24 protein-coding genes and 1 pseudogene are annotated in these 24,383 nt (G+C 62.5%); 16 read left to right on the forward strand and 9 right to left on the reverse strand.

The features are described 5' to 3' along the window. Positions 1-30: 30 nt before the first annotated feature. Positions 31-702 (reverse strand): 3'-5' exonuclease, encoded by a 672-nt coding sequence (locus tag Clow_RS06285; protein WP_055177864.1) that lies wholly within the window; start codon positions 700-702, stop codon positions 31-33. Between Clow_RS06285 and ligA the strand changes: the two genes are divergently transcribed. The 5 genes from ligA (at position 701) to Clow_RS06310 (ending at position 6,784) form a co-directional block, all read left to right on the forward strand. Next, complete coding sequence (gene ligA / locus Clow_RS06290; protein WP_082418570.1) at positions 701-2,791, forward strand: NAD-dependent DNA ligase LigA; 2,091 nt, start codon at positions 701-703, stop codon at positions 2,789-2,791. The genes Clow_RS06285 and ligA overlap by 2 nt on opposite strands. 212 nt (positions 2,792-3,003) lie before the next feature. Then, positions 3,004-3,597 carry a DUF4956 domain-containing protein gene (locus tag Clow_RS06295; RefSeq protein WP_245625716.1) on the forward strand — a complete coding sequence of 198 codons (594 nt, stop codon included), beginning with the start codon at positions 3,004-3,006 and terminating at the stop codon, positions 3,595-3,597. Next, entirely contained in the window at positions 3,594-4,391 is a 798-nt protein-coding gene (locus Clow_RS06300) for a polyphosphate polymerase domain-containing protein (RefSeq protein ID WP_055177866.1), read from the forward strand. The genes Clow_RS06295 and Clow_RS06300 overlap by 4 nt, the downstream gene beginning before the upstream one ends. 79 nt (positions 4,392-4,470) lie before the next feature. Further along, entirely contained in the window at positions 4,471-6,384 is a 1,914-nt protein-coding gene (locus Clow_RS06305) for a carbohydrate-binding domain-containing protein (RefSeq protein WP_069724585.1), read from the forward strand. A gap of 136 nt (positions 6,385-6,520) precedes the next feature. After that, complete coding sequence (locus tag Clow_RS06310; RefSeq protein ID WP_055177868.1) at positions 6,521-6,784, forward strand: hypothetical protein; 264 nt, start codon at positions 6,521-6,523, stop codon at positions 6,782-6,784. Here Clow_RS06310 and Clow_RS06315 read toward each other — a convergent pair. Then, positions 6,781-7,449, reverse strand: a complete 669-nt coding sequence (locus tag Clow_RS06315; RefSeq protein ID WP_055177870.1) for an ACT domain-containing protein — start codon at positions 7,447-7,449, stop codon at positions 6,781-6,783. The genes Clow_RS06310 and Clow_RS06315 overlap by 4 nt on opposite strands. Positions 7,450-7,617: 168 nt before the next feature. Here Clow_RS06315 and gatC point away from each other — a divergent pair, with 168 nt between their 5' ends. Further along, complete coding sequence (gatC, locus tag Clow_RS06320) at positions 7,618-7,911, forward strand: Asp-tRNA(Asn)/Glu-tRNA(Gln) amidotransferase subunit GatC (RefSeq protein WP_055177872.1); 294 nt, start codon at positions 7,618-7,620, stop codon at positions 7,909-7,911. Between the two features lie 3 nt (positions 7,912-7,914). Further along, entirely contained in the window at positions 7,915-9,399 is a 1,485-nt protein-coding gene (gene gatA / locus Clow_RS06325) for an Asp-tRNA(Asn)/Glu-tRNA(Gln) amidotransferase subunit GatA (protein WP_055177874.1), read from the forward strand. Here the strand turns inward: gatA and Clow_RS06330 are convergent. Then, positions 9,396-9,719: a hypothetical protein gene (locus Clow_RS06330; protein WP_055177876.1), complete on the reverse strand. Its 324-nt coding sequence runs from the start codon at positions 9,717-9,719 to the stop codon at positions 9,396-9,398. The two genes, gatA and Clow_RS06330, sit on opposite strands and share 4 nt — an antisense overlap. Before the next feature lie 58 nt (positions 9,720-9,777). Here Clow_RS06330 and Clow_RS06335 point away from each other — a divergent pair, with 58 nt between their 5' ends. From Clow_RS06335 to Clow_RS06345, 3 genes are all read left to right on the forward strand, one after another. Continuing rightward, on the forward strand, positions 9,778-11,145 hold the full coding sequence (locus tag Clow_RS06335; RefSeq protein WP_055177878.1) for an MFS transporter: 1,368 nt from the start codon (positions 9,778-9,780) through the stop codon (positions 11,143-11,145). 33 nt (positions 11,146-11,178) lie between these two features. Next, the gene (locus Clow_RS06340; RefSeq protein WP_055178036.1) at positions 11,179-12,210 is read left to right on the forward strand and encodes a 6-phosphofructokinase; all 1,032 of its coding nucleotides are present in this window, start codon (positions 11,179-11,181) and stop codon (positions 12,208-12,210) included. Positions 12,211-12,305: 95 nt separating this feature from the next. Further along, entirely contained in the window at positions 12,306-13,256 is a 951-nt protein-coding gene (locus tag Clow_RS06345; RefSeq protein WP_055177880.1) for a bile acid:sodium symporter family protein, read from the forward strand. Between the two features lie 9 nt (positions 13,257-13,265). On the opposite strand, the gene Clow_RS11400 is transcribed toward Clow_RS06345, so the two are convergent. Both Clow_RS11400 and Clow_RS06350 read right to left on the reverse strand, forming a co-directional pair. Continuing rightward, a complete protein-coding gene (locus tag Clow_RS11400; RefSeq protein WP_082418571.1) occupies positions 13,266-13,448 on the reverse strand; it encodes a CAP domain-containing protein in 183 nt (60 codons plus the stop codon). 8 nt (positions 13,449-13,456) lie between these two features. Then, positions 13,457-13,717: a CAP domain-containing protein gene (locus tag Clow_RS06350; protein ID WP_055177882.1), complete on the reverse strand. Its 261-nt coding sequence runs from the start codon at positions 13,715-13,717 to the stop codon at positions 13,457-13,459. Between the two features lie 547 nt (positions 13,718-14,264). Between Clow_RS06350 and gatB the strand changes: the two genes are divergently transcribed. The 3 genes from gatB (at position 14,265) to mgrA (ending at position 18,279) form a co-directional block, all read left to right on the forward strand. Continuing rightward, positions 14,265-15,773: an Asp-tRNA(Asn)/Glu-tRNA(Gln) amidotransferase subunit GatB gene (gene gatB / locus Clow_RS06355; protein WP_055177884.1), complete on the forward strand. Its 1,509-nt coding sequence runs from the start codon at positions 14,265-14,267 to the stop codon at positions 15,771-15,773. A 149-nt stretch (positions 15,774-15,922) separates the two neighbouring features. Then, complete coding sequence (locus tag Clow_RS06360) at positions 15,923-17,203, forward strand: YkvI family membrane protein (RefSeq protein WP_245625717.1); 1,281 nt, start codon at positions 15,923-15,925, stop codon at positions 17,201-17,203. Between the two features lie 8 nt (positions 17,204-17,211). Continuing rightward, positions 17,212-18,279 carry an L-glyceraldehyde 3-phosphate reductase gene (mgrA, locus tag Clow_RS06365; RefSeq protein WP_156334703.1) on the forward strand — a complete coding sequence of 356 codons (1,068 nt, stop codon included), beginning with the start codon at positions 17,212-17,214 and terminating at the stop codon, positions 18,277-18,279. A gap of 1 nt (position 18,280) precedes the next feature. Here the strand turns inward: mgrA and Clow_RS06370 are convergent, their stop codons facing one another. Beyond that, entirely contained in the window at positions 18,281-18,952 is a 672-nt protein-coding gene (locus tag Clow_RS06370) for a LysE/ArgO family amino acid transporter (protein ID WP_055177891.1), read from the reverse strand. Positions 18,953-19,090: 138 nt separating this feature from the next. Here Clow_RS06370 and Clow_RS06375 point away from each other — a divergent pair, with 138 nt between their 5' ends. Together Clow_RS06375 and Clow_RS06380 are read left to right on the forward strand one after the other, a co-directional pair. Beyond that, on the forward strand, positions 19,091-19,963 hold the full coding sequence (locus Clow_RS06375) for a LysR family transcriptional regulator ArgP (protein WP_055178037.1): 873 nt from the start codon (positions 19,091-19,093) through the stop codon (positions 19,961-19,963). A gap of 52 nt (positions 19,964-20,015) precedes the next feature. Next, positions 20,016-20,696: pseudogene (locus Clow_RS06380) on the forward strand (HNH endonuclease family protein); the annotation flags it as partial. Positions 20,697-20,720: 24 nt separating this feature from the next. Here Clow_RS06380 and Clow_RS06385 read toward each other — a convergent pair. Together Clow_RS06385 and Clow_RS06390 are read right to left on the reverse strand one after the other, a co-directional pair. After that, a complete protein-coding gene (locus Clow_RS06385) occupies positions 20,721-21,296 on the reverse strand; it encodes an MFS transporter (RefSeq protein ID WP_055177893.1) in 576 nt (191 codons plus the stop codon). A 54-nt stretch (positions 21,297-21,350) separates the two neighbouring features. Next, a complete protein-coding gene (locus Clow_RS06390) occupies positions 21,351-21,905 on the reverse strand; it encodes an MFS transporter (protein ID WP_055177895.1) in 555 nt (184 codons plus the stop codon). Positions 21,906-22,064: 159 nt separating this feature from the next. On the opposite strand from Clow_RS06390, the gene Clow_RS06395 reads away from it, so the two are divergent. Continuing rightward, the gene (locus Clow_RS06395) at positions 22,065-23,120 is read left to right on the forward strand and encodes a DoxX family protein (protein ID WP_055177896.1); all 1,056 of its coding nucleotides are present in this window, start codon (positions 22,065-22,067) and stop codon (positions 23,118-23,120) included. Here Clow_RS06395 and Clow_RS06400 read toward each other — a convergent pair. Beyond that, a complete protein-coding gene (locus Clow_RS06400; RefSeq protein WP_055178038.1) occupies positions 23,104-24,363 on the reverse strand; it encodes a glycosyltransferase family 87 protein in 1,260 nt (419 codons plus the stop codon). The two genes, Clow_RS06395 and Clow_RS06400, sit on opposite strands and share 17 nt — an antisense overlap. Between the last annotated feature and the right edge of the window lie 20 nt (positions 24,364-24,383).

The following is a 24,383-nucleotide window of genomic DNA, read 5'->3' on the forward strand; positions in this document are numbered from 1 at the left end:
CGGTATAAGGCGGAGCAATGGCGTAAAAGACTATCCGCGCATGGGCCAGGCCGTGTGGACATCGCTGGAATCGCGGTCTCGATTTTCCAGGTACCTACGGAACTCCATCTGCATCTCGTAGTAACCCACCGCCTGGAACTCCATGAGCTCTTCAGAACTCATTTCCAGCAGCTCAGGATAGATTTTCGTTTGCTTCCACGCGATCCTCGCCGCCGCCAAGGCGTCGTCGGTAGCGGCGTGGGCGTTATCAAGGCGCACCCCATAGTGTGATGCCAGATCGGTGAGGGTTCTTTTGCCTTTTCGGTAACGGTCCTTGAGTTTGTCGATGACGAAGGGGTCATACACCGTTCCCGTCACCGTGAAGTTTCCGGTGAGGTGGCGCAGCACGGTGAGGTCATAGGCGGCGTTGAACACGATGAGGCTCAAACCATCCTCCCAGCCCTGGCGAATCCGCTCCACGGTGGCTTTGAGCACCTCCTCGTGGGGCTCGCCCTCCTCGCGGGCTTTTTCGGTGGTGATGCCGTGCACCTTCTGCGCCGCCTCGGGAATCTCCACCCCAGGGTCGGCCATTTTCTCCCACGGCGAGGCCCCGGAGGCGTCGATACGCACGATGGCCGAGGTGACGATGCGCGCCTCCAGGGGGTTCGCGGAGGTGGTCTCTAGATCAAAGGAGAGCATCGCGCCGGGATTGAAGTTGCTCATGCCCACCACAGTACGTGGATGGGGAGCCGATACAATCGGGAGCGTGACTGAGAGCACCGGGAACGAAGAAAACCAAGCCCACCTGCGCCGCCAATGGGAGGATCTGGCCCAGCAGATTCGCCATCACCGCGAGCTCTACGATAACGAGCAGCCCGCGATCCCGGACGCAGACTATGACGCGCTTTTTCAGCAGCTCCTCGCCCTAGAGCAGGAACACCCCGAACTCGCGGTTCCGGATTCTCCCAGCAATAAGGTGGGTTCGCCCACCCCGGAATCCTCGCCCTTTGCCGATGTGGTGCACCTAGAGCGCATGTACTCCCTGGATAATGCCTTTTCCCAGGAGGAACTAGGGGAGTGGTTGGCGCGTACCCCCGCCCCGGCCTACCTCACGGAGTTGAAGATTGACGGCCTTTCCATTGACCTCATCTATGAGAATGGCCGCCTGGTGCGCGCGGCCACCCGAGGCGATGGAACCGTGGGAGAGGATATTACGGCCAATGCCAAGGTGATTGAGGATATTCCCCATGAATTGCGCGGGGATGACGTGCCCGAACTCGTGGAGGTGCGCGGTGAAGTATTCATCGCCGTGGAGGACTTCTCCGAGGTCAATGCCCAGCGCATCGCCTCGGGGGGAAAGCCCTTTGCCAACCCCCGCAATGCCGCGGCGGGCTCCCTGCGCCAAAAGAACGTGGAGGACGTGCGGGCCCGTCGCCTGCGCATGATCTGTCACGGTATGGGGGCGCGCCAGGGCTTCGAGCCGCAGAGCCAGCATGAGGCCTACCAGGCACTCAAGCGATGGGGCCTGCCCGTATCTCCCTATACCCGGCTGGTGCGTACCCCGGAGGAGATTTACGAGCAGGTGCGCTACTGGGAGGAGCACCGCCACGACGCCCTGCACGAGATGGATGGCCTGGTGGTCAAGGTGGATGCCTTGGGGCAGCAGCGCCAGTACGGCTTTACCAGCCGCGCGCCGCGCTGGGCCATTGCCTTTAAGTATCCCCCGGAGGAGGTCACCACCGAATTGCTCGATATTCGGGTGGGCGTGGGGCGCACCGGGCGAGTGACGCCCTTTGCCGTGATGCGTCCGGTGCTGGTGGCCGGTTCTACCGTGGCGATGGCCACCTTGCACAACCAAACCGAGGTGAAGCGCAAGGGGGTGCTCATCGGGGATACCGTGGTGATCCGCAAGGCCGGGGAGGTTATTCCCGAGGTGCTGGGCCCGGTGGTGGAGCGCCGCGACGGTACCGAGAGGGCCTTTATCTTCCCCACGCTCTGCCCGGTGTGCGGCACGCGGTTGGCCCCGCAAAAGGAGGAGGACGCCGACTGGCGCTGCCCCAATCACCGCAGTTGCCCGGCGCAGCTCACCGCGCGGCTGACCTACCTGGCCGGGCGCGGGGGTTTCGATATTGAGGCCCTGGGAGAAAAGGGCGCGGAAGATTTGATCCGCACCGGAATCCTGGCCGATGAGTCCACGCTCTTTGACCTCACGGAGGAGGATCTGCGGGCCTCGGCGGTGTACACCACCACCAAGGGGGCGGTGAATGCCTCCGGCCGCAAACTCATCGCCAACCTGGAGCAGGCCCGCCACGCGGACCTGTGGCGGGTGCTGGTGGCGCTTTCTATTAGGCACGTAGGCCCCACTGCGGCCCGTGCTCTGGCGCAGCGTTATCACGATGTGGAGGCCATTTTTGCTGCCCCCGTAGAAGAACTCGCGGAGATTGAGGGCGTGGGGCCGGCCATTGCGGCCTCCGTGGTGGAGTGGGCGGCGGTGGATTGGCACCGCCAGATCGTAGATCGCTGGGCGGCGGCCGGGGTGACGATGCACGAGGACGTCAGCGACCAGCCCGAACAGGTGCTTGCCGGGATGACCGTGGTGGTCACCGGAACCCTGGAAAACTTCAGCCGAGACGAGGCCAAGGAGGCCATCGTGGTGCGCGGCGGCAAGGCGGCGGGTTCGGTGTCGAAGAAAACCACCTATGTGGTGGCGGGAGAAAATGCGGGATCAAAGGAAGAGAAGGCGCGCCAGTTGGGGGTGCCGGTGCTAGACGAGGAGGGATTTGCGGCGCTGCTGCGCGGCGAGACGCCGTAGCGGTGGCGCGGTCATGACCGCCGTAGCGAGTGGTGGGGGCGTCGGTAAGCGTATTTTGCCAGGTCAGTACTCACAGTAATTGTTCAAGTAATATTCAAGAACCTCACCGTGAACTTCCACTGACCGCACGGTGAATCTCACCTTTCCTTCCAGAAGCAGGGGGCAGAGTAAAAGACAACAACGTCAGCAACTCTGAAAGGAAGGCAGTCCCCATGATGCCCACTTCCCTGATAATGCCGGCGATCGACGTGATCGCCATTAGTTTCCTGGTATTCGCCATCTACTTCCCCCGGCACCGCCGCACGGATCTGGTGGTGGCCTTCCTCGGAGTGAACATCGGCGTGCTCGGCGTGGCGGCCACCCTGGCCACCCAGGAGGTCGGGATGGGCCTGGGTATGGGCCTCTTCGGCGTGCTCTCCATCATTCGTCTGCGTTCCTCGGAAATCTCGCAGACGGAGGTGGCCTACTACTTCGCCGCCCTGGCCATCGGCCTGGTGGCGGGCCTGAGCTCCACTCCTTCCATCACCGCCGTGGCCGTGATCCTGGCGATCGTGATGGTGCTCGCCTTGGCCGATTCCCGCTGGTTCACCGGGCGCTACACCTCCCAGGAGGTCATGGTGGAACGGGCTATCACGGACCGCACGGAACTCATCGCTCACCTGGAACGCACCCTGGGCGCGCAGGTGGTGGACGTCAAGGTGATTCGGCTCGATTGCGTCAATGACACCACCTGGGTCACCGTGCGGCTGGGCAAAAGCGCCGAGCGGGCGCTGAGCACCCACCCGGAAATGGCGGAACTGGCATGACCGGCACCGTGACCACTCTCGACGCCCTCCCCGCCATCTCGCTGGAAGAAATCAACGCCGAGGCCGCCATGCTCACCCGAGTGGACCGCAAGTACGTGATGCACCACAGCCAACTAGAGCAGGTGCTGCGCCACGTGCCCGGTGATACCCGAGTCCTAGAGATCGACGGCCTGCGCCAGCAGCGCTACCGCACCGTGTACTTTGACACCGATGACCTGCTGAGTTACCGCATGACGGCGCAGAAAAGACGGCGCCGCTTCAAGGTACGCACCAGGGTGTACCTGGACACGGAGGTCTCCTTTTGCGAGATTAAGACCTCCGGCCCGCGCGGCCTGACGATCAAGCAGCGCGTGCCGATCGCCGTGGCGGAGGCCCTGAGCAATACGGTGCTGCAGCATACCGCCGGATGGGTGGATTCCACCCTGCACCAGGCGCGGGTACCCACGGCACACCACCGGCTGCGCCCGGTGCTGCTCAACCAGTACCGCCGCACCACCCTGTGCCCGAGCGATCTGGGGCGAGCCACCATTGACACCTCTATTGCCTTTGGTTCCGGCGTGCAGGCCTCTTCCGATGAAGCCGGTGAACCCGAGGCACTGCATGGCTACGACATCGTTTTTATCGAAACGAAGTCCGGCAATAGCCCCAGCCGGCTCGACCGAATCCTGTGGAGCCTGGGGCATCGCCCGGCGCGCGTCTCCAAGTTTGGCACCGGCATGGCGGCGCTCAACCCGCACCTGGCGCACAACAGATGGAGCCCCGTCATGCGCGAGTACTACGCCGCGGCCCACTAAAAACCGTGGCCTAGCAAAACCGCCCTGCAACATCCCAGCCCCGCAACACCTCCCCCAAAAAACAGAAAGAAGAAGAACAATGAAAGCAAGCACCTACACCCGCAAGATCATCGCCGCCGCTCTGGTGGCCTCCACACTCACCGTGGCCGCCTGCTCCGGGCAGAGCAACGCCGAGCCCGTGGCCGCAGCCGCCGAGGTCACGGCCACCGATGGCACCACCATTGCCGATACCACCCAGGCCCCCAGCGCCGAAGAGGTGCGCGCAGGCAATAGCGATGCCACCGTGGTGAAGGACGATGAGTGGTCCGCCTCCGACGCCCAGGACATCGACCTTTCCGGCTCCGAGGACGTCACCATCACCGAGGCCGGGGTGTACCGGTTGAGCGGCACCCTCAACGCCGGGGTGACCGTGGACGCGGGCGAGGACGCCCAGGTGGTGTTGATCCTGGATAACGCCACTATTCATAACGACGATGGCCCGGCCATCAACGTCGTTTCCGCCGATGACGTAGCCATCTCGCTCAGCGGGAACAACGAGGTTTCCGATGCCTCGTCCTACGCCGAGGACGCCGACGCGGACGCCGCCATCTACTCCAAGGCCGACCTCACCATCACCGGTTCCGGCCACCTCACCGTGGAGGGCAAGGGTGCGGACGGCATTGCCAGCTCCGATGACCTCGTGGTGCTCTCCGGCACCATCGACGTCACGGCGGCTGACGACGGCCTACGCGGCAAGGATTCCCTGAGCATTCAGGGCGGCACCCTCACCGTGAACGCCCAGGGCGATGGTCTGCGCTCCAACCAGGACGATGATGCCACTAAGGGGTGGGTGGAGATCAGCGGCGGCGAGGTGACCATCACCGCAGGCGATGATGGTATCGACGCCGCCACCGACGCCCTGCTCACCGGCGGCAAGGCCACCATCACCAGCACCGATAAGGGAGTGGTGGCAGGAACCTACCTGGTGGCTGATGGCACGGAACTGGACATCACCGCCGAGGACGATGGCTTGCACTCCGATGGCTCTATCGGCCTCCACTCCGGCACCATCGCCGTGAGCGCCGGGGACGACGGCGTGCACGCCGACGTCGCTTTGCTTGCCGACGGCGCGGACCTCACCGTGAGCCAGTCCGAGGAGGCCTTCGAGGGCGGGCTCATCACCATTGCGGCCGGTAACCTCAACCTGACTTCTAATGACGATGGAATTAATGCCTCCGGCTATACCGATGCCGCCGAGGCCTGGGAGGCGCAGGCTGTGGAGACGGAAGATACGGAGGATACAGAACAGGGTGCTCCGCAGGAGATGATGGATCCGCCGATGGGTGAGCCCGGTGCTCAGGGTGGTCAAGGCGGCCAGGGTGGTCCCTTCGGGGGCGGCATGCCTCAGGGCGATATGAATGGCGAGATGGGCGGCGGCATGCCCGCCGGTGGCCCCGGTGGGGGAATGGATCAGTCCAGTGGTGAGCAACTGAATATCACCGGCGGCACCGTGGTGGTCAATGCGGGAGGCGATGGCATTGATTCCAATGGCGATGTGGCCATGAGTGGTGGCGATGTCACCGTGTGGGGTCCCACCTCTAATGGTGATGGTTCTTTGGACTATAACGGTGAGTTCACCATCACCGGCGGCACCCTAGCAGCGATCGGCTCGGAGGGCATGGCCGAGGCTCCCTCCTCCACCGATGAGCAGGGCTGGGTGCAGGCCGCGGCCTCTGGTACGGCGGGTGATGAGATCACCATTGCCGATGCCAACGGCACCGTGATTGCCACCTATACCGCGGAAAAGGACTTTGGCAACGTGGTGTTCTCTAGCTCGGAGATCACGATGGGCGAGACCTACACCGTTAGCGTCAATGGCACCGCCACCGAGGCCACCGCCGGGGAATCCACCGGCGGCATGATGGGTGGGGCAATGATGGGCGGCGGCCCCCAGGGCGGCATGGGCATGCCCGGCATGATGGGACAGCCCGGCGAGCAAGCTGAGCAGGCCTAATCCCCGCTGTTTTAGCGCTGCGCCAGCGGCACATGGTTCACGCAGAGTTCACGGTTGTGTTACTTGCGGGCCATGTGCCGCTTTTATCCTCGTGGCAGGTACAAACCATCACGAAAGAGATGCTGAGGTTAGCGCGATGGAAACTCAGAAAAACACCCTTGTTCTCGGCTGGGTGGCCGCCGTGCTGGCCCTGGCCATTGGCTTTTTCTCCTGGACCGTGCCCGATTCCTGGTACGGCACCATCGACTATGCGTTTATGGCAGCACTCGTAGTACTTGCGGCTGTAAGCGGCTGGTGCGCCTGGAAGAACCGCTCGGCGGCTCTGGCGATTGCTGCGGTGGTGGGGTTGTTATCCCCGATTATCGTGATCGTGGCCTCGATGGTGTTCATCGGCCTTTAGCGCTGAGCCAAGATCGCCCCGCACACGGTGGCGAGGTTGCCCAGGTGGGCCACCTCGCTGGCGAGGAAGTCCGGGCCACCGGGGCGGCCGATAACCACCACGAGGTTCGTGCCCGGCAGGGGAGCGGCGGCCAGGGCGGAATCGAGCAGAGCCCAGGATTGCGGCACCCATTCTTCCGTATCCGGTTGGAGGGTGCGCGCGGCGGTCACGGGAATAGCCTCGGGGTTATCCTGATTATCCTCCGGGGCGGCCTGAGAGGCAGCCACGCGGGTCACCGGCGCGCGGGTATCGAGCACGATGGCCCAGGAGGAGGTCATGGAGCGGGGGAGAACCTGGACGAGCACGTCCATCGCCTGAGAGACGTCTCCGGCATTGTGGGCGACGTCGGCAAGCATCTCGATCTGACCGCGCCGATCCACTCGCCCGGAGAAGGGGCGAATGGAATCCACCAGCACGCCCTCGACGGATTGTGCGGCGGAGATGAGGGTATCGGCCAGGGTTCCGGTGGGCAGGCTGATAACTAGATCGTCCATGACGGTGCCGTCGGGGAAGGCCTGCACCACGTCCACGGATTGAATGTTGGCGTCGATGGCACCGAATGCCTGGGTGAGCACGCTGAGGCTGCCCGGGGCGTCGGGGAGCAGAACACGAATCAGGTAGGGCACGGGGCTTGGCCTTCCGGCAATCCGGTGGATAGGGGTACGAACACATGGTAGCGGGCACGCGGGACGGGTGGTGCCTTATATTCACGGGCAACCGGCGAAACCGCGGCCACGGGGGTGCATTATCATGGGCGGGAGTCTGGAACGAACGAGCCGAAGAAGGATGAAAGCGTGCCCAAGATTTCGCGCGATGAGGTAGCCCACCTCGCAGAACTAGCCCGCCTTGCGCTCAGCGAGGAGGAATTAGAACAGTACGCCGAGCAGATTGACGGCATTATCGCCAACGTCTCCGCCGTGCAGCAGGTGGCGGCGCAGGGGGTTGAGCCGATGAGCCACCCTCACTCCATTACCACCGCCATGCGCGCAGATGAGGAGGAGGCGCTGCTCACCGCCGAGCAGGCCCTCGATCAGGCTCCCGAGGTGGAGCAGCAGCGTTTCGTCGTACCGCAGATTTTGGGGGAGTAAACAATGACCACGTACATCAAACCGGAAGAGGGCCTGACCTCGCTCAGCGCCGCCGAGCTGGCCGCCAAGATTCACGCGGGTGAGGTTTCCTCCCGCGAGGTTACCCAGGCCCACCTGGATCGCATCGCAGAAACCGATGAGGCCCTGCACGCTTTCCTTCACGTGGGTGCCACCGAGGCCCTGGCCGCTGCCGACGCCGTGGATTCCGCCCTGGCCGCAGGGGAAAAGCCCGCCTCGGCACTGGCCGGTGTGCCGCTGGCGCTCAAGGACATCTTCACCACGACCGACGCCCCCACCACCGCCGCCTCCAAGATGCTGGAAGGCTACCGCGCGCCCTACGACGCCACGGTGACCCGCAAGATCCGCGAGGCCGGTATCCCGATTCTGGGCAAGACCAACCTCGATGAGTTCGCTATGGGTTCCTCCACGGAGAACTCCGCCTTTGGCCCCACGCACAATCCCTATGACGTGGAGCGCACCGCTGGCGGTTCCGGTGGTGGTACCTCGGCGGCCCTGGCCGCGGGCCAGGCTCCCCTGGGCATCGGCACCGATACGGGCGGTTCTATTCGTCAGCCCGCCGCCTTGACCAATACCGTGGGCGTTAAGCCCACCTATGGCACTGTCTCGCGCTATGGCCTTATCGCCTGCGCTTCTTCCCTGGACCAGGGCGGCCCCTGTGCGCGCACGGTGCTCGATACCGCCCTGCTTCACGAGGTCATCGCGGGGCACGATCGCTTCGATGCCACCTCCGTGGATAAGCCGGTGGCTCCCGTGGTGGCCGCCGCCCGCGAGGGGGCCTCGGGTGATCTGAGCGGCGTCAAGGTGGGTGTGATTAAGCAGTTCGACCGCGAGGGCTGGCAGCCGGGCGTGATGTCTAACTACCACGCCGCGCTGCGTCAGTTGGAAGAACAGGGTGCGCAGCTGGTGGAGGTGGATTGCCCCCACTTTGATGATGCCCTCAACGCCTACTACCTGATTCTGCCCTGCGAGGTCTCCTCCAACCTGGCGCGCTTTGACGGCATGCGCTACGGCAAGCGCGTGGGCGACGATGGCTCCCACTCCGCTAACGAGGTCATGGCGCTCACCCGTGCCGAGGGCTTCGGCCCCGAGGTCAAGCGCCGCATCATCCTGGGCACCTACGCGCTTTCCGTGGGTTATTACGACGCCTACTATCTCCAGGCGCAGCGCGTGCGCACCCTCATTGCCCAGGACTTCGCCCGCGCCTACGAGCAGGTGGATATTCTCGCGGCCCCCACCACCCCCACCACGGCCTTCAAACTGGGCGAAAAGGCCGAGGACCCCCTGGCGATGTACAACTTCGACCTGTGCACCCTGCCGCTTAACCTGGCCGGGCTGTGTGGCATGTCGGTGCCCTCCGGCTTTGCGGAGGACACGAACCTGCCGGTGGGCCTGCAACTCATGGCCCCGGCCTTTGCCGACGACCGCCTCTACCGCGTGGGAGCGGCCTTCGAGGCCGGGCGCGCCTAGCGCTTATCGGAAAGCAGGTGGGCGGCACCGGCGGTGACGCCGGTGACCGCCAGCACGGCGGGCCAGGAACCGATCTTCTTGGCGAGCGGGTGGCTTAGCCCAAACCCGGCCACGTAGGCGGTGCTCAGCGCCGCGGTGGTGGCGGGGTTGGTCTTGGCCCACCAGCTGCGCCCGGCCCACACGCCGGCGGCGGCCAGCAGTGCCCCGCCGAGGGGACGCACCCCGGTTTCCCTGGCAGAGAGCCAGCCGCCGAGTAGGCCGGTGGCCACCACGGCGGCGGTATTGACTTCTTCAGGCTTTTTCACATCAATCATTCCCATGCTGGCCCATCCTAGCGCCTGTGCTCAGCGTTAAGCGGCGCTTTTGTAGCCTTAAAGCATGGTTTCGGCAGCGCAGGCATACCGCGCCCTAGCGGCATTGTGCATCGGGTTCTTTATGATCCTCATGGATCAGACCATCGTGGCCGTGGCTACCCCACATATCCAGCAAGAACTCCACGCCAGCCTCTCCCAGGTGGTGTGGGTGACCTCCATTTACCTGCTCTTCTACGTGGTGCCGCTGCTGCTGAGTGGCAGACTGGGCGATCGCTACGGGCAGCGCAACGTCTACCGGGTGGGGATGGTGGTGTTCGTGGGGGCGTCGATAGTCTGCGGCCTGGCCCCCACCATCGAGGTATTGATCGCCGCGCGAGCCGTGCAGGGTTTGGGGGCCTCGATCCTCACACCGCAGACCATGAGCGTTATTAACCGCATTTTCCCCAAGGAACGCCGCGGCACCGCACTCGGAATCTGGGGAGCGGTGGCGGGCCTGGCAACGCTGGCCGGTCCCATGCTCGGCGGGATCATCGTGGCCTCCCTGGGGTGGCACTGGATTTTCTTTATTAACGTGCCCTTGGGGGTACTCTCCCTGGTGCTGGTGAGCCTGTGGGTGCCGGATTTGCCGCGCACCACCTCAAGGATTCACGGCGGCAGCGTGGTGCTTTTCCTCCTGGGGCTCAGCGCGGTGGTCTTTTCCCTGCAACAGGGTTTCTCCCTGGGGTGGCCGTGGTGGCTCTGGCTGCTTTTGGGGGTAGGCCTGCTGTGCTTGGTGGTTTTTGTATGGTGGCAGCACAGGGTGAGCGATCCCCTCATGCCGCTGGCCCTTTTCGCCCAGCGGAACTTCGCCCTGGGGGCCTTTTCCATCGCCACCGTGGGACTGGCGGTGACGGCGCAAATGCTTCCCATCATGGTGTATCTGCAACAGGGCCGGGGGCTGGACCCTGAGCGCGCCGGGCTCATGATGGTGCCGATGGCCCTCGTCTCCGGGGTACTTTCCCCCTTGGTGGGCCGCGCCACAGACAAGATCGCTCCGCGGGTGCTTTCCGTGACGGGTTTTTCGGCCTTTATCGCAGCCCTCGTGGTGCTCTCGGTAGAGATGGCGCTGGGACATACCAGCTGGGGCTTTAGCGCCGCCGTGGCGCTGATGGGCGTGGGATCGGCTCTGGTGTGGGCACCTAATTCGGCCACCTCCATGCGCGAGGTTCCAGTGAACCTGATGGGGGCGGCGTCGGGCGTATATAACACCACCCGGCAGGTGGGTGCGGTGCTGGGTACGGCGCTCGTCGGAGCGGTGATGCAGGTTTCTGCTGCGCATTACGACGTCGGGGTGGCGATGGGGTTGAGCCTTCTCGTCCCCGCCGCAGCGCTGCTCCTGGGCCTGTGCGCGGTGTCTTTCTTTCCGGGAACGGCACCCCAGAACCGCTCCTGAACCAATCGAGGCGAGGGGACTAGAATGGTCTCCATGCGTATTGCGACCCTCACCTCCGGTGGTGACTGCCCTGGCCTCAACGCTGTGATCCGTGGCATCGTGCGCACGGCCAGCTCCGAGTTTGGATCGACGGTTGTCGGTTATGAGGACGGCTGGGTGGGGCTCATGGAAGACCGCCGCGTACAGCTCTATGACGACGAGCGCATCGACAAGATCCTCTTGCGCGGTGGCACCATCTTGGGTACGGGCCGCCTGCACCCGGATAAGTTTAAAAACGGCCTGGAACAGATCAAGGCGAATCTGAAAGACGCCGGGGTGGACGCGCTCATTCCCATCGGCGGTGAGGGCACCCTCAAGGGTGCCAAGTGGCTCTCCGATAACGGTATCCCCGTGGTGGGCGTGCCCAAGACCATCGACAATGACGTCAATGGCACCGACTTCACCTTTGGTTTTGACACCGCAGTTTCCGTGGCCACCGACGCCATCGACCGCCTGCACACCACCGCAGAGTCCCATAATCGCGTGATGATCGTGGAGGTTATGGGCCGCCACGTGGGCTGGATTGCCCTCCACGCGGGCATGGCGGGTGGTGCTCACTACACGGTGATTCCCGAGGTGCCTTTTGACATCGCGGACATCTGCAAGGCGATGGAACGCCGCTTCCAGATGGGGGAGAAGTACGGCATCATCGTGGTGGCCGAGGGGGCTCTTCCCGCCGAGGGAACGATGGAACTGCGCGAGGGAGAGGTGGACCAGTTCGGCCACAAGACCTTCACCGGCATTGGCCAGCAGATTGCCGATGAGATACACGCCCGCCTGGGTCACGATGTGCGCACCACCGTGTTAGGGCATATCCAGCGCGGCGGCACCCCCACCTCCTTTGACCGCGTATTGGCCACCCGCTACGGAGTCCGCGCGGCGCGCGCCTGCCACGAGGGCCAATTCGGCAAAACGGTGGCGCTGCACGGGGAGAGGATTGAGATGATTCCCTTGGCGGAGGCCGTGGGAACCCTCAAGGAGGTGCCGCTGCGCCGTTATGAAACCGCGCAGGCAATGTTTGGCTAAGCACCCTCACCGGATAGAGTGACCTCCATCGCCATCTTTCATGTCACGCCGCTAGGCGCGTTAAAGATGAAGCCAGTACAGCGAAGGATGTCACCATGCCAGAGCCCACAGCCGCCCAGGGGCGCACATTTTATCTTGCCGCCCTGGGCTTTCCCCTCCTCGTGCTCCTCGGCGGGGTAATAGGTTTTAGCGCTCCCGCAGCAGTAGCCCCTCTTTCCACCTATACCTCCTGGCTGCTGGGGGTGGTGATGTTTGCAATGGGTCTCACCCTGCGCCCCAGGGATTTCATGCTCGTAGCCACCCGCCCCCTGCCGGTATTACTGGGCGTGGCGGCCCAGTACATCATCATGCCGCTGGCGGCCCTCTTGGTAGTGTGGCTGCTCCGGCTGCCTGCGGAGATCGCCGCCGGAGTGATTCTGGTGGGCTGCGCGCCGGGAGGAACAAGCTCCAATGTCGTGTGCCTTTTGGCACGCGGGGACGTGGCGCTCTCGGTCACCATGACCTCTATCTCTACTCTTCTGGCACCCATATTCACGCCGCTATTAACGCTGTGGTTGGCCGGGGAGTACATGGGCCTTGATGCCACCGCAATGGCCCTGAATATCGTTGAGGTGGTGCTCATTCCCGTGGTGGGCGGCCTGATAGTGCGATGGCTGTGGGGGAGCGGGGTAGAGCGGGTGCTCGGGGCATTGCCGTGGGTATCGGTGGTGGCGATTGCCTTAATCGTTGCCATCGTGGTGGCGGGATCAAAGGAGAGGATTGTCGAGGCCGGGGCCGCGGTGCTCGCGGCGGTGATTCTCCACAACACCCTGGGTTATATCTTGGGATATGGGGTGGCGCGGGCGACTCGTCAGCCAGTGGCGGTGCGTCGCACCATGAGTATTGAGATTGGAATGCAAAACTCCGGTTTGGCGGCTGGGTTAGCCGCCCGGTATTTAGATCCTCTTTCAGCTTTGCCAGGCGCGGTGTTTTCCGTATGGCACAATATTTCCGGTGCCATTCTTGCGGCATTATGTGGTTTCGCTGATAAGAGGTCTCGCCACTAATAGGCTTGCTTATTTAAAGCGCTGCACGGAATGGGTGCCGCGGCCGTCATAGTGAACTCCCGCGCCCATTTCCGTGGCTTGGGGGTCCAAAATGTTATTGCGGTGCCCGGCAGATTCCATCCACGAATCCACGATCTCCTGGGAGGTGGAGGTGCCCGTGGAGAAGTAGATGTTCTCCGAGTAGTCGCCCAGGCCGTGGGTTAGCGTTCCGGCTTCGTGAGGGTTTCAGCCCAGTGGTGGGAATCCTGGCTGAGCTCCTGATTGATGCTGAGGCTGGGGAGTCCATGCTGTTGGCGCTGCTGATTGGTGAGGTTGAGCACCTCTTGGGTGGTGGCGGCCTCGCGGGTGAGATCTTCTTCAGTGTGGGGGTTGGCGATGGCGAGCGGGGCACCCAGCGCCGTGGCGCTGAGGGTGGTGCTCAGGGTGAGGGCGGAAAGGAAAATAGTGGTACGGAGTTTCACGACGTCAACCTCTTTCCTTGGCTATATACCAATTCTGGAACGAGGGATTATTTCATCCCTCCGATTTCTATTATATGGGGCTGTTATTAGCCTGGCAAGGATTATCTAACTGTTTTAGGGAAAGTTTCCTAGCTTGCGGTAAAGGGATGGTAAACAATTGGTTACATGATTTTATCTGCAACTTTTAAGGGTTGGATTTTGTAGGAAACTTATGCAATAAGTCACGAAAAATTGTTCTGGGGGTCTCTGAGGAGGCTTAGGAAAGTTCTGGGGTGGGTGAGGGATGGGGGAGTTACCGCACTCTGACTATTGCGCTGTTCCTCATTGACTCTGCTCGTTCGGGAACCCGATACCCCGTGTGCTTGCAGGGTGCCCCCGCAATGTTTTCCTTTCAGCACGTAGCCTCGGCGTGCAGCCCCGGTACGTGGCTCAGCGTGCAGCCCCAACACACGGCTCCGGTACGCGGCCCAACACGCCGCCCCAGTGTTCCCCTTACAGCCCCGCCCGCCGTGCTGCGCGCCACGCGCAAACACTACACTGTGAGCTTATGACTGCCGTGAGCTATGACCTGATGGATTTTGATGAGGTTCTAGAGAAGTTTGACCCGGTGATGGGCCTTGAGGTGCACGTGGAACTGGCCACGCAAACCAAGATGTTCTCCTCTTCTTCCGCGCACTTTGGGGCGGAGCCCAATACCCACGTGGATCCGGTCTCCCTGGGCCTGCCGGGGGCGCTGCCCGTGGTCAACGCCAAGGGTGTGGAGTGGGCCATCAAGATTGGCCTGGCGCTGAACTGTTCCATCGCGGAGTCCTCCCGCTTTGCGCGCAAGAATTACTTTTATCCGGATCAGCCCAAGAACTATCAGATCTCCCAGTACGATGAGCCGATCGCCTATGACGGCTACCTGGACGTGGTGCTAGAAGATGGCACCCCCTGGCGCGTGGAGATCGAACGCGCGCACATGGAGGAGGACACCGGCAAGCTCACCCACCTCGGTGGTGCGGATGGCCGTATTCATGGAGCCACGGCCTCCCTGGTGGATTGCAACCGTGCCGGTATCCCCCTCATCGAGATCGTGACCAAGCCCATCGAGGGAGCAGGCGAGCGCGCCCCGGAGGTGGCTCGCGCCTACGTCTCCGCGCTGCGTGATTTGGTGAAGGCCCTGGGCGTTTCCGATGCCCGCATGGATCAGGGCTCCATGCGCGTGGATTCCAACCTCTCTCTGCGCCCGGTGGGCACCACGGAGTTCGGCACCCGCACGGAGACGAAGAACATTAACTCGTTGAAGTCCGTGGAGCAGGCCGTGCGCTTTGAGATGCAGCGCCAGGCCTCCGCCATCGAGGCCGGCGAGGAGATCGTGCAGGAGACCCGCCACTACCAGGAGTCCGATGGCTCTACCTCTAAGGGGCGCCCCAAGGAGACGGCGGAGGATTACCGTTACTTCAACGATCCCGACCTTCCCCCGGTGATCGCCCCGCGCGAGTGGGTGGAGGAGATTCGCACCACGCTGCCGGAGCTGCCCTGGGTGCGCCGCGCGCGTATCCAAAAAGAATGGGGGCTTTCCGACGCCGAGATGCGCGATCTCGTCAACGCCGGAGCGCTCGATCTCATCGTGGAGACCACCGAGGCCGGGGCCAGCGCCGATGAGGCCCGCGCCTGGTGGGTTTCCTACCTGTCCCAGAAGGCCAATGAGGCCGGGGTGGAACTGGAATCTGTGGCCATTACGCCCGTCCAGGTGGCGCGGGTGGCGCAGTTGGTACGCGAGGGCAAGCTCACCAACAAACTGGGGCGCCAGGCTATCGACGGCGTGTTGGCGGGCGAGGGCGATGTGGACGCCGTGGTGGCTTCCCGCGGCCTTGAGGTGGTGCGCGATGATGGCGCCATTGAGGCCGCGGTGGAGGAGGCCTTGGCCGCTAATCCCGACATCGTGGAAAAGTACAAGGCCGGTAATACCAAGGTAACGGGAGCCATCGTGGGTGCGGTGATGAAGGCCACTCGCGGCAAGGCCGACCCCAAGCAGGTCAATGACCTTATCGCACAGAAACTTCAGGCTTAACTGTCACTGAGAGCAAGAAACGGCTACCCTGGAGCCTCGTTCATTCCCCGTTGCTGTGGCGGCGGGCGCGCCGTGGGGGGAGCGCGCCTGCCCCGGCGGGGCCCGGTGGCACGGGGACGTCGATAAGCTTTAAGGAGCTGTTTCTTGCTGTGAGGAAGTCAATTTCGATCGCTTTGTCGTTCGTGGGATTGCTGGTGGGAGCCGGTTTTGCCACGGGCGCAGAGGTCATTCAGTACTTCATTTCCTTTGGTAGCGTCGGTATTCTTGGCGCTGTTATTTCGGGCATCATCATGACGATTGCCGGTGCGGTCATCCTGGGCCTGGGCAGTTATTTCATGGCCGATGAGCACAATATGGTGTTCCGCAACGTGGCCCACCCGGTGATGTCTAAGATTTTGGATATTGGCGTGACGGCCACGCTCTTTGCCATCGGTTTTGTGATGTTAGCGGGCGCGGGGGCGAACTTAGAGCAACAGTTTGGTATCCCCACCTGGATTGGTTCGGGAATTATGACGCTCATTGTCATGGGCGTGGGTTTGCTCGATGTGGATAAGGTTTCCAACATCATTGGCGGAATTACTCCGCTTATCATCATCGCCGTGATCGGTGTGTTCATTTACACCATGCTCAATCTCCCGGATTCCACCGAGGGCCTGAGCGAACTGGCGCAGCAGACCGATTCCCCGGTGAGCCCCTGGTGGCTTTCCGCCCTGAATTACAACGGCCTGGCGCTGCTGCTGGGTGTGTCGATGTGCCTGGTGATCGGTGGTAATCACTCGGACCCCCGCGCGGTGGTGCGCGGCGGCGTCATGGGTGGGCTGACGTACATGGTGCTGCTGGTGATCGCGGCCGTGGTGCTCTTCCTGAACTTCCGCGAGGTGGGCAACGCGGGCGTGCCCATGTTGTCGCTGTATGAGAGCATTTCTCCGGTGTTGGCCTTTATCATGGCGCTGATTATTTTTGCCATGATCTTTAATACCGCCATTGGTATGTTTTACGCCCTGGGGCGCCGCATGACGGCCAGTAACCCGAGCAAGTACAAGCCTGTGTATCTGGTGCTTTGCCTGATTGGCTATGGCATTAGCTTCTTTGGCTTTGAGGCGCTGATGAATTACGTGTACCCGGCTATTGGTTACATGGGTATCGTCATGGTGGGCATGTTGGTGTACTGGTGGGTGAAGAACCGCACGGTGATTAACGAGGAGATTGAGCGCCGTGATCGTATCCGCGAACTCACCTATAACCGCGAGCACCCGGACGAGGATTTCTCCCGCGCCGATGCCCGTGAATTGCTGCGCCACACCAAGGATTCCAATGTCACCGATGAGGTCCTTACTACGTCCATCGAGGAAGAGGTGACCACGGAACTCATCGAGGACGATTCCGTGGATTACGATGGCCCGGAGGGCGCTGACACAGCCGTGAAGTAAAGCGTAGGGTGGCGGGCATGACATACCAGCCTGCTGAGAACCGCTACGATGATATGCCGTATCGCCTGGTGGGGCGCTCGGGATTGAAGCTCCCGGCGATCTCCCTGGGCCTGTGGCATAACTTCGGTGAGGATAAGCCCCTGGATACCCAGCGGCAGATCCTGCACCGTGCTTTTGATCGGGGGATCACGCACTTTGATCTGGCCAATAACTATGGCCCTCCCGCGGGCAGCGCGGAGGAGAACTTTGGCCGTATCCTGCGCGAGGATTTCCGGGGTTACCGCGATGAGATGATTATTTCCTCCAAGGCGGGCTGGTACATGCACCCCGGCCCCTATGGCTTCGGCGGATCGCGCAAGTACTTGATGAGTTCCCTGGATCAATCGCTGCGTCGCCTGGGCGTGGAGTACGTAGATATTTTCTACCACCACCGCCCGGACCCGGATACCCCCTTGGAGGAGACGATGTACGCGCTGCGTGACATCGTGGCCTCCGGTAAGGCTCTCTACGTGGGTATTTCCTCTTATGGCCCGGAGCTCACCGAGCGTGCCGCAGAGATGATGGAGGAGGAAGGCTGCCCGCTGCTCATTCACCAGCCCAGCTATTCCATTCTGAATCGCTGGGTGGAGGAGCCGGGGGAGGAAAGCGGAGATTCCCTGCTGGAGACGGCCTCCGATAATGGCCTGGGCGTGATTGCCTTCTCCCCGCTGGCTCAGGGGTTACTCACTGATCGCTACCTCGATGGCGTGCCGGAAGGCTCTCGCGCGGCCTCGGGTAAAAAGTCCTTCCAGGATTCCATGCTTTCTCAGGAGAATCTGGATATGGTGCGCCGCCTCAACGCGATTGCCCAGGAGCGCGGTCAAAGCCTCGCCCAGATGGCGATTGCCTGGGTGCTGCGTCGCCCCGAGGTCACCTCCGCGCTGCTGGGTGCTTCCTCGGTGCAGCAGCTCGATAGCAACCTGGACGCTCTGAACAACCTAGAGTTCTCCGCCGAGGAGCTGGAGGCTATCGACGCCGCCGCGAGCGACGCCGGCATTAATATCTGGGCCGGAGCCACGGCCTCCAAGCGGGGCTAAATCACATCAACGCCAGCTTCACGCACAGCGCGATGAGGATAATGCCAAATACGGCGTTGAGTACCCGCCAGACCTGGGGGCGCGAAAGCGTCTGGGAGAGCGCCCCGGCGCCATAGCCCACGCTGGTAAACCACAGGAGGCTGGCGGCCAGGGCTCCGGCGATAAAGGCCCAGCGCCCCTGCTCACCGTATTGCAGGGCGATGCCGCCAACCATCACCATGCCGTCCAGGTAGGCGCCGGGGTTGAGCCAGGTCAGCGCCAGCGCGGAGAGCGCCGGGCGCACCCAGGTGGCCTTGTGCGTGCGCGGCTTGGTTTTCAGCGCGGTACCGCCAGCCGAGGCCGCAGCGGGGGCGGGGGCCGATTCCTCCACGATGGTGCTACCCGCGCTGCGCGGGGGAAAGAGGGCGTCGCGCAGCGAGGCGAAGGCAAACCACCCGAGGTAGACGATGCCCACGATTCTCAGCACGTCGAGGGCCAGGGGGTAGCGATCGGTGATAAACCCCACGCCCAGGGCTCCGGCGCAGTAGAGAATGACGTCGGAGAAGAAGCACACCAGGATCACGGCGGTGATCCCCTCCCTGCGGATTCCCTGCTTAATAAGGAGGATATTCTGCGGCCCCATCGCCACGATGAGGGAGATGCCGAGCAGGAAACCGGAGAGAGCAATGGACATGACAACAGTCTGAGGCAGCCCCGCTATGCAGTAAAACTACTAATTTTTCATCCTGTGAAGTGTTGCTTCATATCTGGCTTTATCTCCTGTTAAGGCGCCCAGCGGGGTGGGGAAAATCACGTGCTAGATTGGCATGACGTGAATAGCGCGCACATGGAAACCCTGCTGGTGCTTATCGACGTCGGGAGCTTCGAGGCCGCCGCCGCGCACCTGGGGATTTCGACCTCGGCGGTGAGCCAGCGGATCAAAGCGATGGAAAAGCAGGCGGGCCGGGTGCTGGTACAGCGGACGAACCCGGTGGGTTTAACGGACGCCGGTGAGGTGATTATCCAGGCTGCGCGCCGCATGGCCCTCTTGCGCGCGGAAATGGATGCGCAATTGGGCGGAAAGATTGACCGCGTGCCCTTGGCGGTGGCGGTTAATGCAGACTCTCTGGCTACGTGGTTCCGCCCGGTGTTGTGGGCGGCGGCCAGGTGGGAAAATGTGGCGCTGCAATTGCGGCTTGAAGATGAGGCTCATACCCTCGCGCTGCTGCGCCGCGGCGATGTGCTGGGGGCGGTCACCCGCGAGCACGCCCCCGTATCCGGGTGTGAGGTGGAGGTGCTGGGGTCCATGCGCTATCTGGCGGTAGCCACCGCCGATCTGCGCAGCGCATACAGCACCTCCGAGGGGGTGGATTGGGCGCGCATGCCCGCGCTGCGTTTTGGGCCTAACGACGCCCTCCAGGACGCCGATCTCGAAGGGCGGCTTGATCCAGCGGTGCGTCCGCGGCGTCGAGTAAGCCACGTGCCCTCCTCGGAGGCATTCGTGGAGGCCACCTGCGCGGGGCTGGGGTGGTCGCTACTCCCGGAGCAGCAGGCCCATCCCTTGTTGGCCTCGGGGGAGGTAGTGCGCTTAGACGATCATGTGGTGGAGGTGCCGCTGTATTGGCAGCGATGGCGCCTGGAATCTCCCACCCTCGATGTGCTCAGCGCGGCGGTAGTGGGAGCCGCGGAGCAATTAGAACGTTAGTTCTAGCCCTGTGCCGGTGTCGTCCCACTGGCTTGATAAGGTGTGCGCCACTATGAAGATCAAGTTCGCGGCCCTTTTAGCTCTGTGTGCCCTGCTCCTTTCCGCCTGCGATGCCGGTGGCTGGGCTACGAGTTCGGAGCAGAAGGCTTCCGTCGCACTCCCCATGGGAGTCTGGGAGCAGTGGGAGGCCCTAGAAATTAAGGGGCGCGCGCCCAAGACGGGATATGCCCGCGAGGAGTTTGGGCAGCGTTGGTCCGATGATGTGGACGTGGAGGGCGGGCATAATGGCTGCGATACCCGCAACGATATTCTGCGCCGCGATCTCCGCGAGGTCACCGTAAAACCCGGCACGCGGGATTGCGTGGTGCTCACCGGTATTCTGGATGATCCCTATTCCGGTGGTGTTATTGTCTTTCAGCGCGGCAGCGATACCTCGCGCGCCGTGCAGATAGATCACGTGGTGGCCCTGGCCGATGCCTGGGTGAAAGGAGCGCAGCAGCTGGGGGCGCAGGAGCGCCGGAATCTGGCCAATGATCCGTTGAATCTGCTGGCGGTGGATGGGGGATTGAATCAGCAAAAGGGCGCCGGGGATGCGGCTACGTGGCTGCCGCCGAATAAGGCCTTCCGCTGTGAATATGCGCAGCGCCAGGTGCAGGTGAAGTACAAGTATGGGTTGTGGGTGACCCAGGCGGAGCACGATGCGCTGGGAAATATCATGAGCCAGTGCCCTGCGTGAGGGGTCCCGCTTGAGGGCGTCCTACCTGGGAATGTCCTGCCCGGGTTTACTCCACCTGAGCAGAGCACAGCCCAGAGCTATGGCGATAACGAACAGGAGAATATTGCCTGTGGCCAGGGCCGAATATCCATAGCGGGAAACCACGAGCCCGGAAAGGAGAGAACTGATACCGGCGGCAATATTGATGGATATATCGAGCCGCCCCTGGAGAACCACGCGGTGATGGGGGTTGGCTATGCGGGTGGTCAGGGTAGAAGAGGCGATCATGCCGATGGACCAGCCCAGGCCGACGCCGCCTAAAGCCAGGGTGAAAAGCGAGAGCGATTCCAGATGAAAGAGGAATGGGGAAAAGGAGGCCAGGAAAACCGCTACCCCGGCACCGATGGCGGGGCGAATCCCGTATCTCTTGATCCCCATGCTCACGAGCGGCCCCAGGGCGTACATGCCCAGTAGGTGAGCCGTCATGGCGATGCTGGAGCCGGACGCTCCAAATTGCCTATCGGTGTGGATGGGGGCCATCGTCATGAGCCCAATCATGGAGGCATGACTGAATACGGCGATGGTCAGGATGAGAATGTGATTGAGTGACCACGGCATTTTCTTCTCTTGCTGTTCTTGCCGCAGCGCGGGGGTGTATTCGCTTTTTCGCTCTCAGAGAAGGGGAAGGATTCCACCCGCAAAGATGAGCGCGGAGAAGAGGAAAACCAGGCGCATAGGTTCGGCAGAAAGCCCCGCCATGATTCCATAAATATTCGGGCCGATGGCCGATCCTATCGCGGAGCCGAAGAGGACGGAACTAATCGCGGTAGAGGCGTGCTTTCCATTTCCGACCTTTTCCGTCGCGACAAAACGAGAAAGTAGCGCGCCTACCGTTCCGCCACCTAAGAGGAATAATCCTACAAAGAGAATCCAGCGCAGCTCGTTTTCCTGCCCCACGGCAAGCCCGCATATCAGTGAGCCCGCTACTGCCAAGAAAAGCGATAAACGCAGGCTGGTGAGGCGACCGAAGCGATGGTTGAGGTGAGTCGTGGCAATGGTGATAACCGTGGCGCCAAGAATCGTGCTGGTTTGGGCCAGGCCTCCGAACTTATCCGTTCCCGTTACCGAGGTTGCGGCGAGCGCCGCAACGGTTAAATTAAGCCCCACCCCGGCAGAGGTGAATATCTGGGTGAGGATAATGGGCCAGATGGTTCTCAGGAGGGACACTGATATTCCTTGTGGTACGGGATAGTGGCTTGGAGGGAAGTCTTGCACCATGATGTGATGTGCGCAACTGGTTAGTAGAAGAAGGCCCTGGGTATCCATTGAGCCAAGAACCGGCGCGCCAGCACCCCAGCCCCAAGCCGCCTGGTTATCCTGGCACACATGAGCCAAGATCCCTCCACCCCCGATCGCGCCGATAAAGCGGCCGCAGATGACCTGGATATTCCCACCTTCCAGCCACCGGAGAAGTCGCCGGAAAAATCACAGGAAAAGTCAGCCGAACCCAAGACTCAGCGCGAGCCTGTGGACCCCTATAAGAAGGTAGGCCGCGCGGCGCCGCAGGAGATTCGCCCCCGCGAGCCCGAGGAAAAAACCAAGGAAGAGCCCGTGGCGGCAGAAGAGCCTGTGGTAACGCGCGAGGAGAAGAAGGAAGAGGTGACTCCCGCCGCTAAGCCGGAACAACCACAGCAGCCGCGGCAGGAAGATCGCAGCGCGCCTCTGCTTTCTGACGCGCCGACCAGGACGATTGAGCGACCCGTCGATAAGCCCAAGGCTCAGGAAAAGCAAGAAGCAGTTGCCGAGCCCGCAGCCCCCGCTGCCCCCACGGCGGTGATGGAGCGCGAGCAGGAATCCGCAGCGTCCTATGCGGGAGCGGCCGCCCCCGTGGTCGAGGATGATTCCCAGGAGCAGGAAGAGGAATCGCGGCGCGGCACGCTCGACTTTGGCCTGTTGATTCTGCGCCTGACCGTGGGCGTATGGCTGATTTTGAACTCGCTGAGCGATTTCTTCCACCTGGGCACCTCGGAAGGACTCTCCGGTTTGGAGGCCCAGTACTCCGCCTACGTGGCCCCGCAGGCGCTTTCCGTGGCGATCCCCGCCGCCGGTTTAGCCGCGGGCGTTTTCCTCGTGCTGGGGCTCATCACCCCGCTGTTCGCGGCCGCCGCCACGGTGGTGGCGGGCTTTGGGGCTATCGACGCCCTCGCGCACGCCGGGGTGGGCATGGACGTATTCTCCTGGCCCGAGGGGCTGTGGCTCTTTGTGATTCTCGGCGGGGCCTCGGTGGCTTTGCAGTTTACGGGGCCGGGCGTTTATTCCCTGGACTTCTCCCGAGGCTGGGCCCGCCGCCCGCTGGCGAGTTCCTGGGTGGGAGTGATCCTGAGCATCGCGGGCTTGGTGGCCTTGTGGTGGTTCGGGGCCGGCATCAACCCGCTGGCGTAACCGCCTTAACCGCAGTCCGTGGCTCGGTGATCTTGGGCTGAGCCAGGGCTACCGCAAGAAGCAAGAGCAGCGCCATCCACACATAATCGGAAACGAGGAAGCGCTGAAAGGGGGAGAGCTCGGTATAAGAAATGCCGTCTCCGAACCACCACTTTGGGGGATTGGAGGCGAGCATGAGCGCCCATGTTCCCGCGATGGCTCCGAGGAACCAGCGGCGTTGCAGGGGAGAGGCGAAGAGGTGCCACGCGGTCACGGGGAGGATGAGGGTCAACCACACCCAGTGGTGTGACCATGAGACGGGGGAAATGAGCAGCATGATGAGCGCGCCAATAAGCCACGCTTCCGTATCGCGGTGCGCGCGCAGCAGGCGCAGCATGATCCAGGCTCCCGCAACTATCACGAGAAGGGAGCAGAATAACCACGCGAGGTTGAGTAGCTGAGCGTGGTCGTTTGCCCATTCCTCGGTGGGGGACCACCGCGTGAGCATGGCGTGAAGGGAACTATTGGAGGTGTAGGTGGGGTCCACGCCGAAGTCATCCCCCGCGCCCATCCCGAGGAGGACGGAACCGAAGTATTCCTTGGTGGCATCCCACCGAATCAAGGCCCCGATACCTGTGGCCGCAAGGGCCGATAGCCCCGCAGTGAGGATGGGGCGAATCTCCTTGCGGAGGAGAAAATAGAGCAGCATGGCAGCGGGAGTAACCTTGATGGCTATGGCTAAGCCGATGAGCCAGCCCTGGGGAAGCAATCGCCGCCGCGGCACGAGGTCAAATACCACCAGGGCCATGATGATGATGTTGATTTGCGCAAAGCCATTATTGAGTTCCACCGGCTCCCAGGCCAATACGGCGCCCCAGCTCACGGTGCTTAAAGGGAGCAGCCAGGGGCGTGCTGCGGGAGTAATTACTGCGCGCAGCACGAGGTAGAGGCAGGCCAGGAGCAGGAGGTTGGAGAGGCCGAGCATGAGGTCCCCGGCGATATTATGGCTTAAGCCGCGGTAAGAAAATGGAGCCAGCGCCAGGGCTCCAAAGGGGGGATAGATGAAGGGGAGTTCCGTTTCTCCCGCCAGCATGGGCACCGAGTAGACCTCGCGGCCTTCCAGGAAGGCCCATACTCCCTCCCGATAAATCACCATGTCCACGGGGAAACTGGTGATGCCAAACTGGCGGAACGTGGTGGTCACCCCCGCCACCAGGCCGAGAATCGTGAGAAAAGGACGCAAATAGGAGGGGGGTGAAGGCATAGTGGCGGCCATCTTACCGC

The organism is Corynebacterium lowii (assembly GCF_001412085.1).
Lineage (GTDB): Bacteria > Actinomycetota > Actinomycetes > Mycobacteriales > Mycobacteriaceae > Corynebacterium > Corynebacterium lowii.

Excerpts from the sequence above, each read along its gene's own strand:
- ligA (WP_082418570.1), top strand. The coding sequence starts at position 701 with ATGCCCACCACAGTACGTGGATGGGGAGCCGATACAATCGGGAGCGTG.
- Clow_RS06285 (WP_055177864.1), bottom strand. The coding sequence starts at position 702 with ATGAGCAACTTCAATCCCGGCGCGATGCTCTCCTTTGATCTAGAGACC.
- Clow_RS06295 (WP_245625716.1), top strand. The coding sequence starts at position 3,004 with ATGATGCCCACTTCCCTGATAATGCCGGCGATCGACGTGATCGCCATT.
- Clow_RS06300 (WP_055177866.1), top strand. The coding sequence starts at position 3,594 with ATGACCGGCACCGTGACCACTCTCGACGCCCTCCCCGCCATCTCGCTG.
- Clow_RS06305 (WP_069724585.1), top strand. The coding sequence starts at position 4,471 with ATGAAAGCAAGCACCTACACCCGCAAGATCATCGCCGCCGCTCTGGTG.
- Clow_RS06310 (WP_055177868.1), top strand. The coding sequence starts at position 6,521 with ATGGAAACTCAGAAAAACACCCTTGTTCTCGGCTGGGTGGCCGCCGTG.
- gatA (WP_055177874.1), top strand. The coding sequence starts at position 7,915 with ATGACCACGTACATCAAACCGGAAGAGGGCCTGACCTCGCTCAGCGCC.
- Clow_RS06330 (WP_055177876.1), bottom strand. The coding sequence starts at position 9,719 with ATGGGAATGATTGATGTGAAAAAGCCTGAAGAAGTCAATACCGCCGCC.
- Clow_RS06335 (WP_055177878.1), top strand. The coding sequence starts at position 9,778 with ATGGTTTCGGCAGCGCAGGCATACCGCGCCCTAGCGGCATTGTGCATC.
- Clow_RS06340 (WP_055178036.1), top strand. The coding sequence starts at position 11,179 with ATGCGTATTGCGACCCTCACCTCCGGTGGTGACTGCCCTGGCCTCAAC.
- Clow_RS06345 (WP_055177880.1), top strand. The coding sequence starts at position 12,306 with ATGCCAGAGCCCACAGCCGCCCAGGGGCGCACATTTTATCTTGCCGCC.
- gatB (WP_055177884.1), top strand. The coding sequence starts at position 14,265 with ATGACTGCCGTGAGCTATGACCTGATGGATTTTGATGAGGTTCTAGAG.
- Clow_RS06370 (WP_055177891.1), bottom strand. The coding sequence starts at position 18,952 with ATGTCCATTGCTCTCTCCGGTTTCCTGCTCGGCATCTCCCTCATCGTG.
- Clow_RS06385 (WP_055177893.1), bottom strand. The coding sequence starts at position 21,296 with ATGCCGTGGTCACTCAATCACATTCTCATCCTGACCATCGCCGTATTC.
- Clow_RS06395 (WP_055177896.1), top strand. The coding sequence starts at position 22,065 with ATGAGCCAAGATCCCTCCACCCCCGATCGCGCCGATAAAGCGGCCGCA.
- Clow_RS06400 (WP_055178038.1), bottom strand. The coding sequence starts at position 24,363 with ATGCCTTCACCCCCCTCCTATTTGCGTCCTTTTCTCACGATTCTCGGC.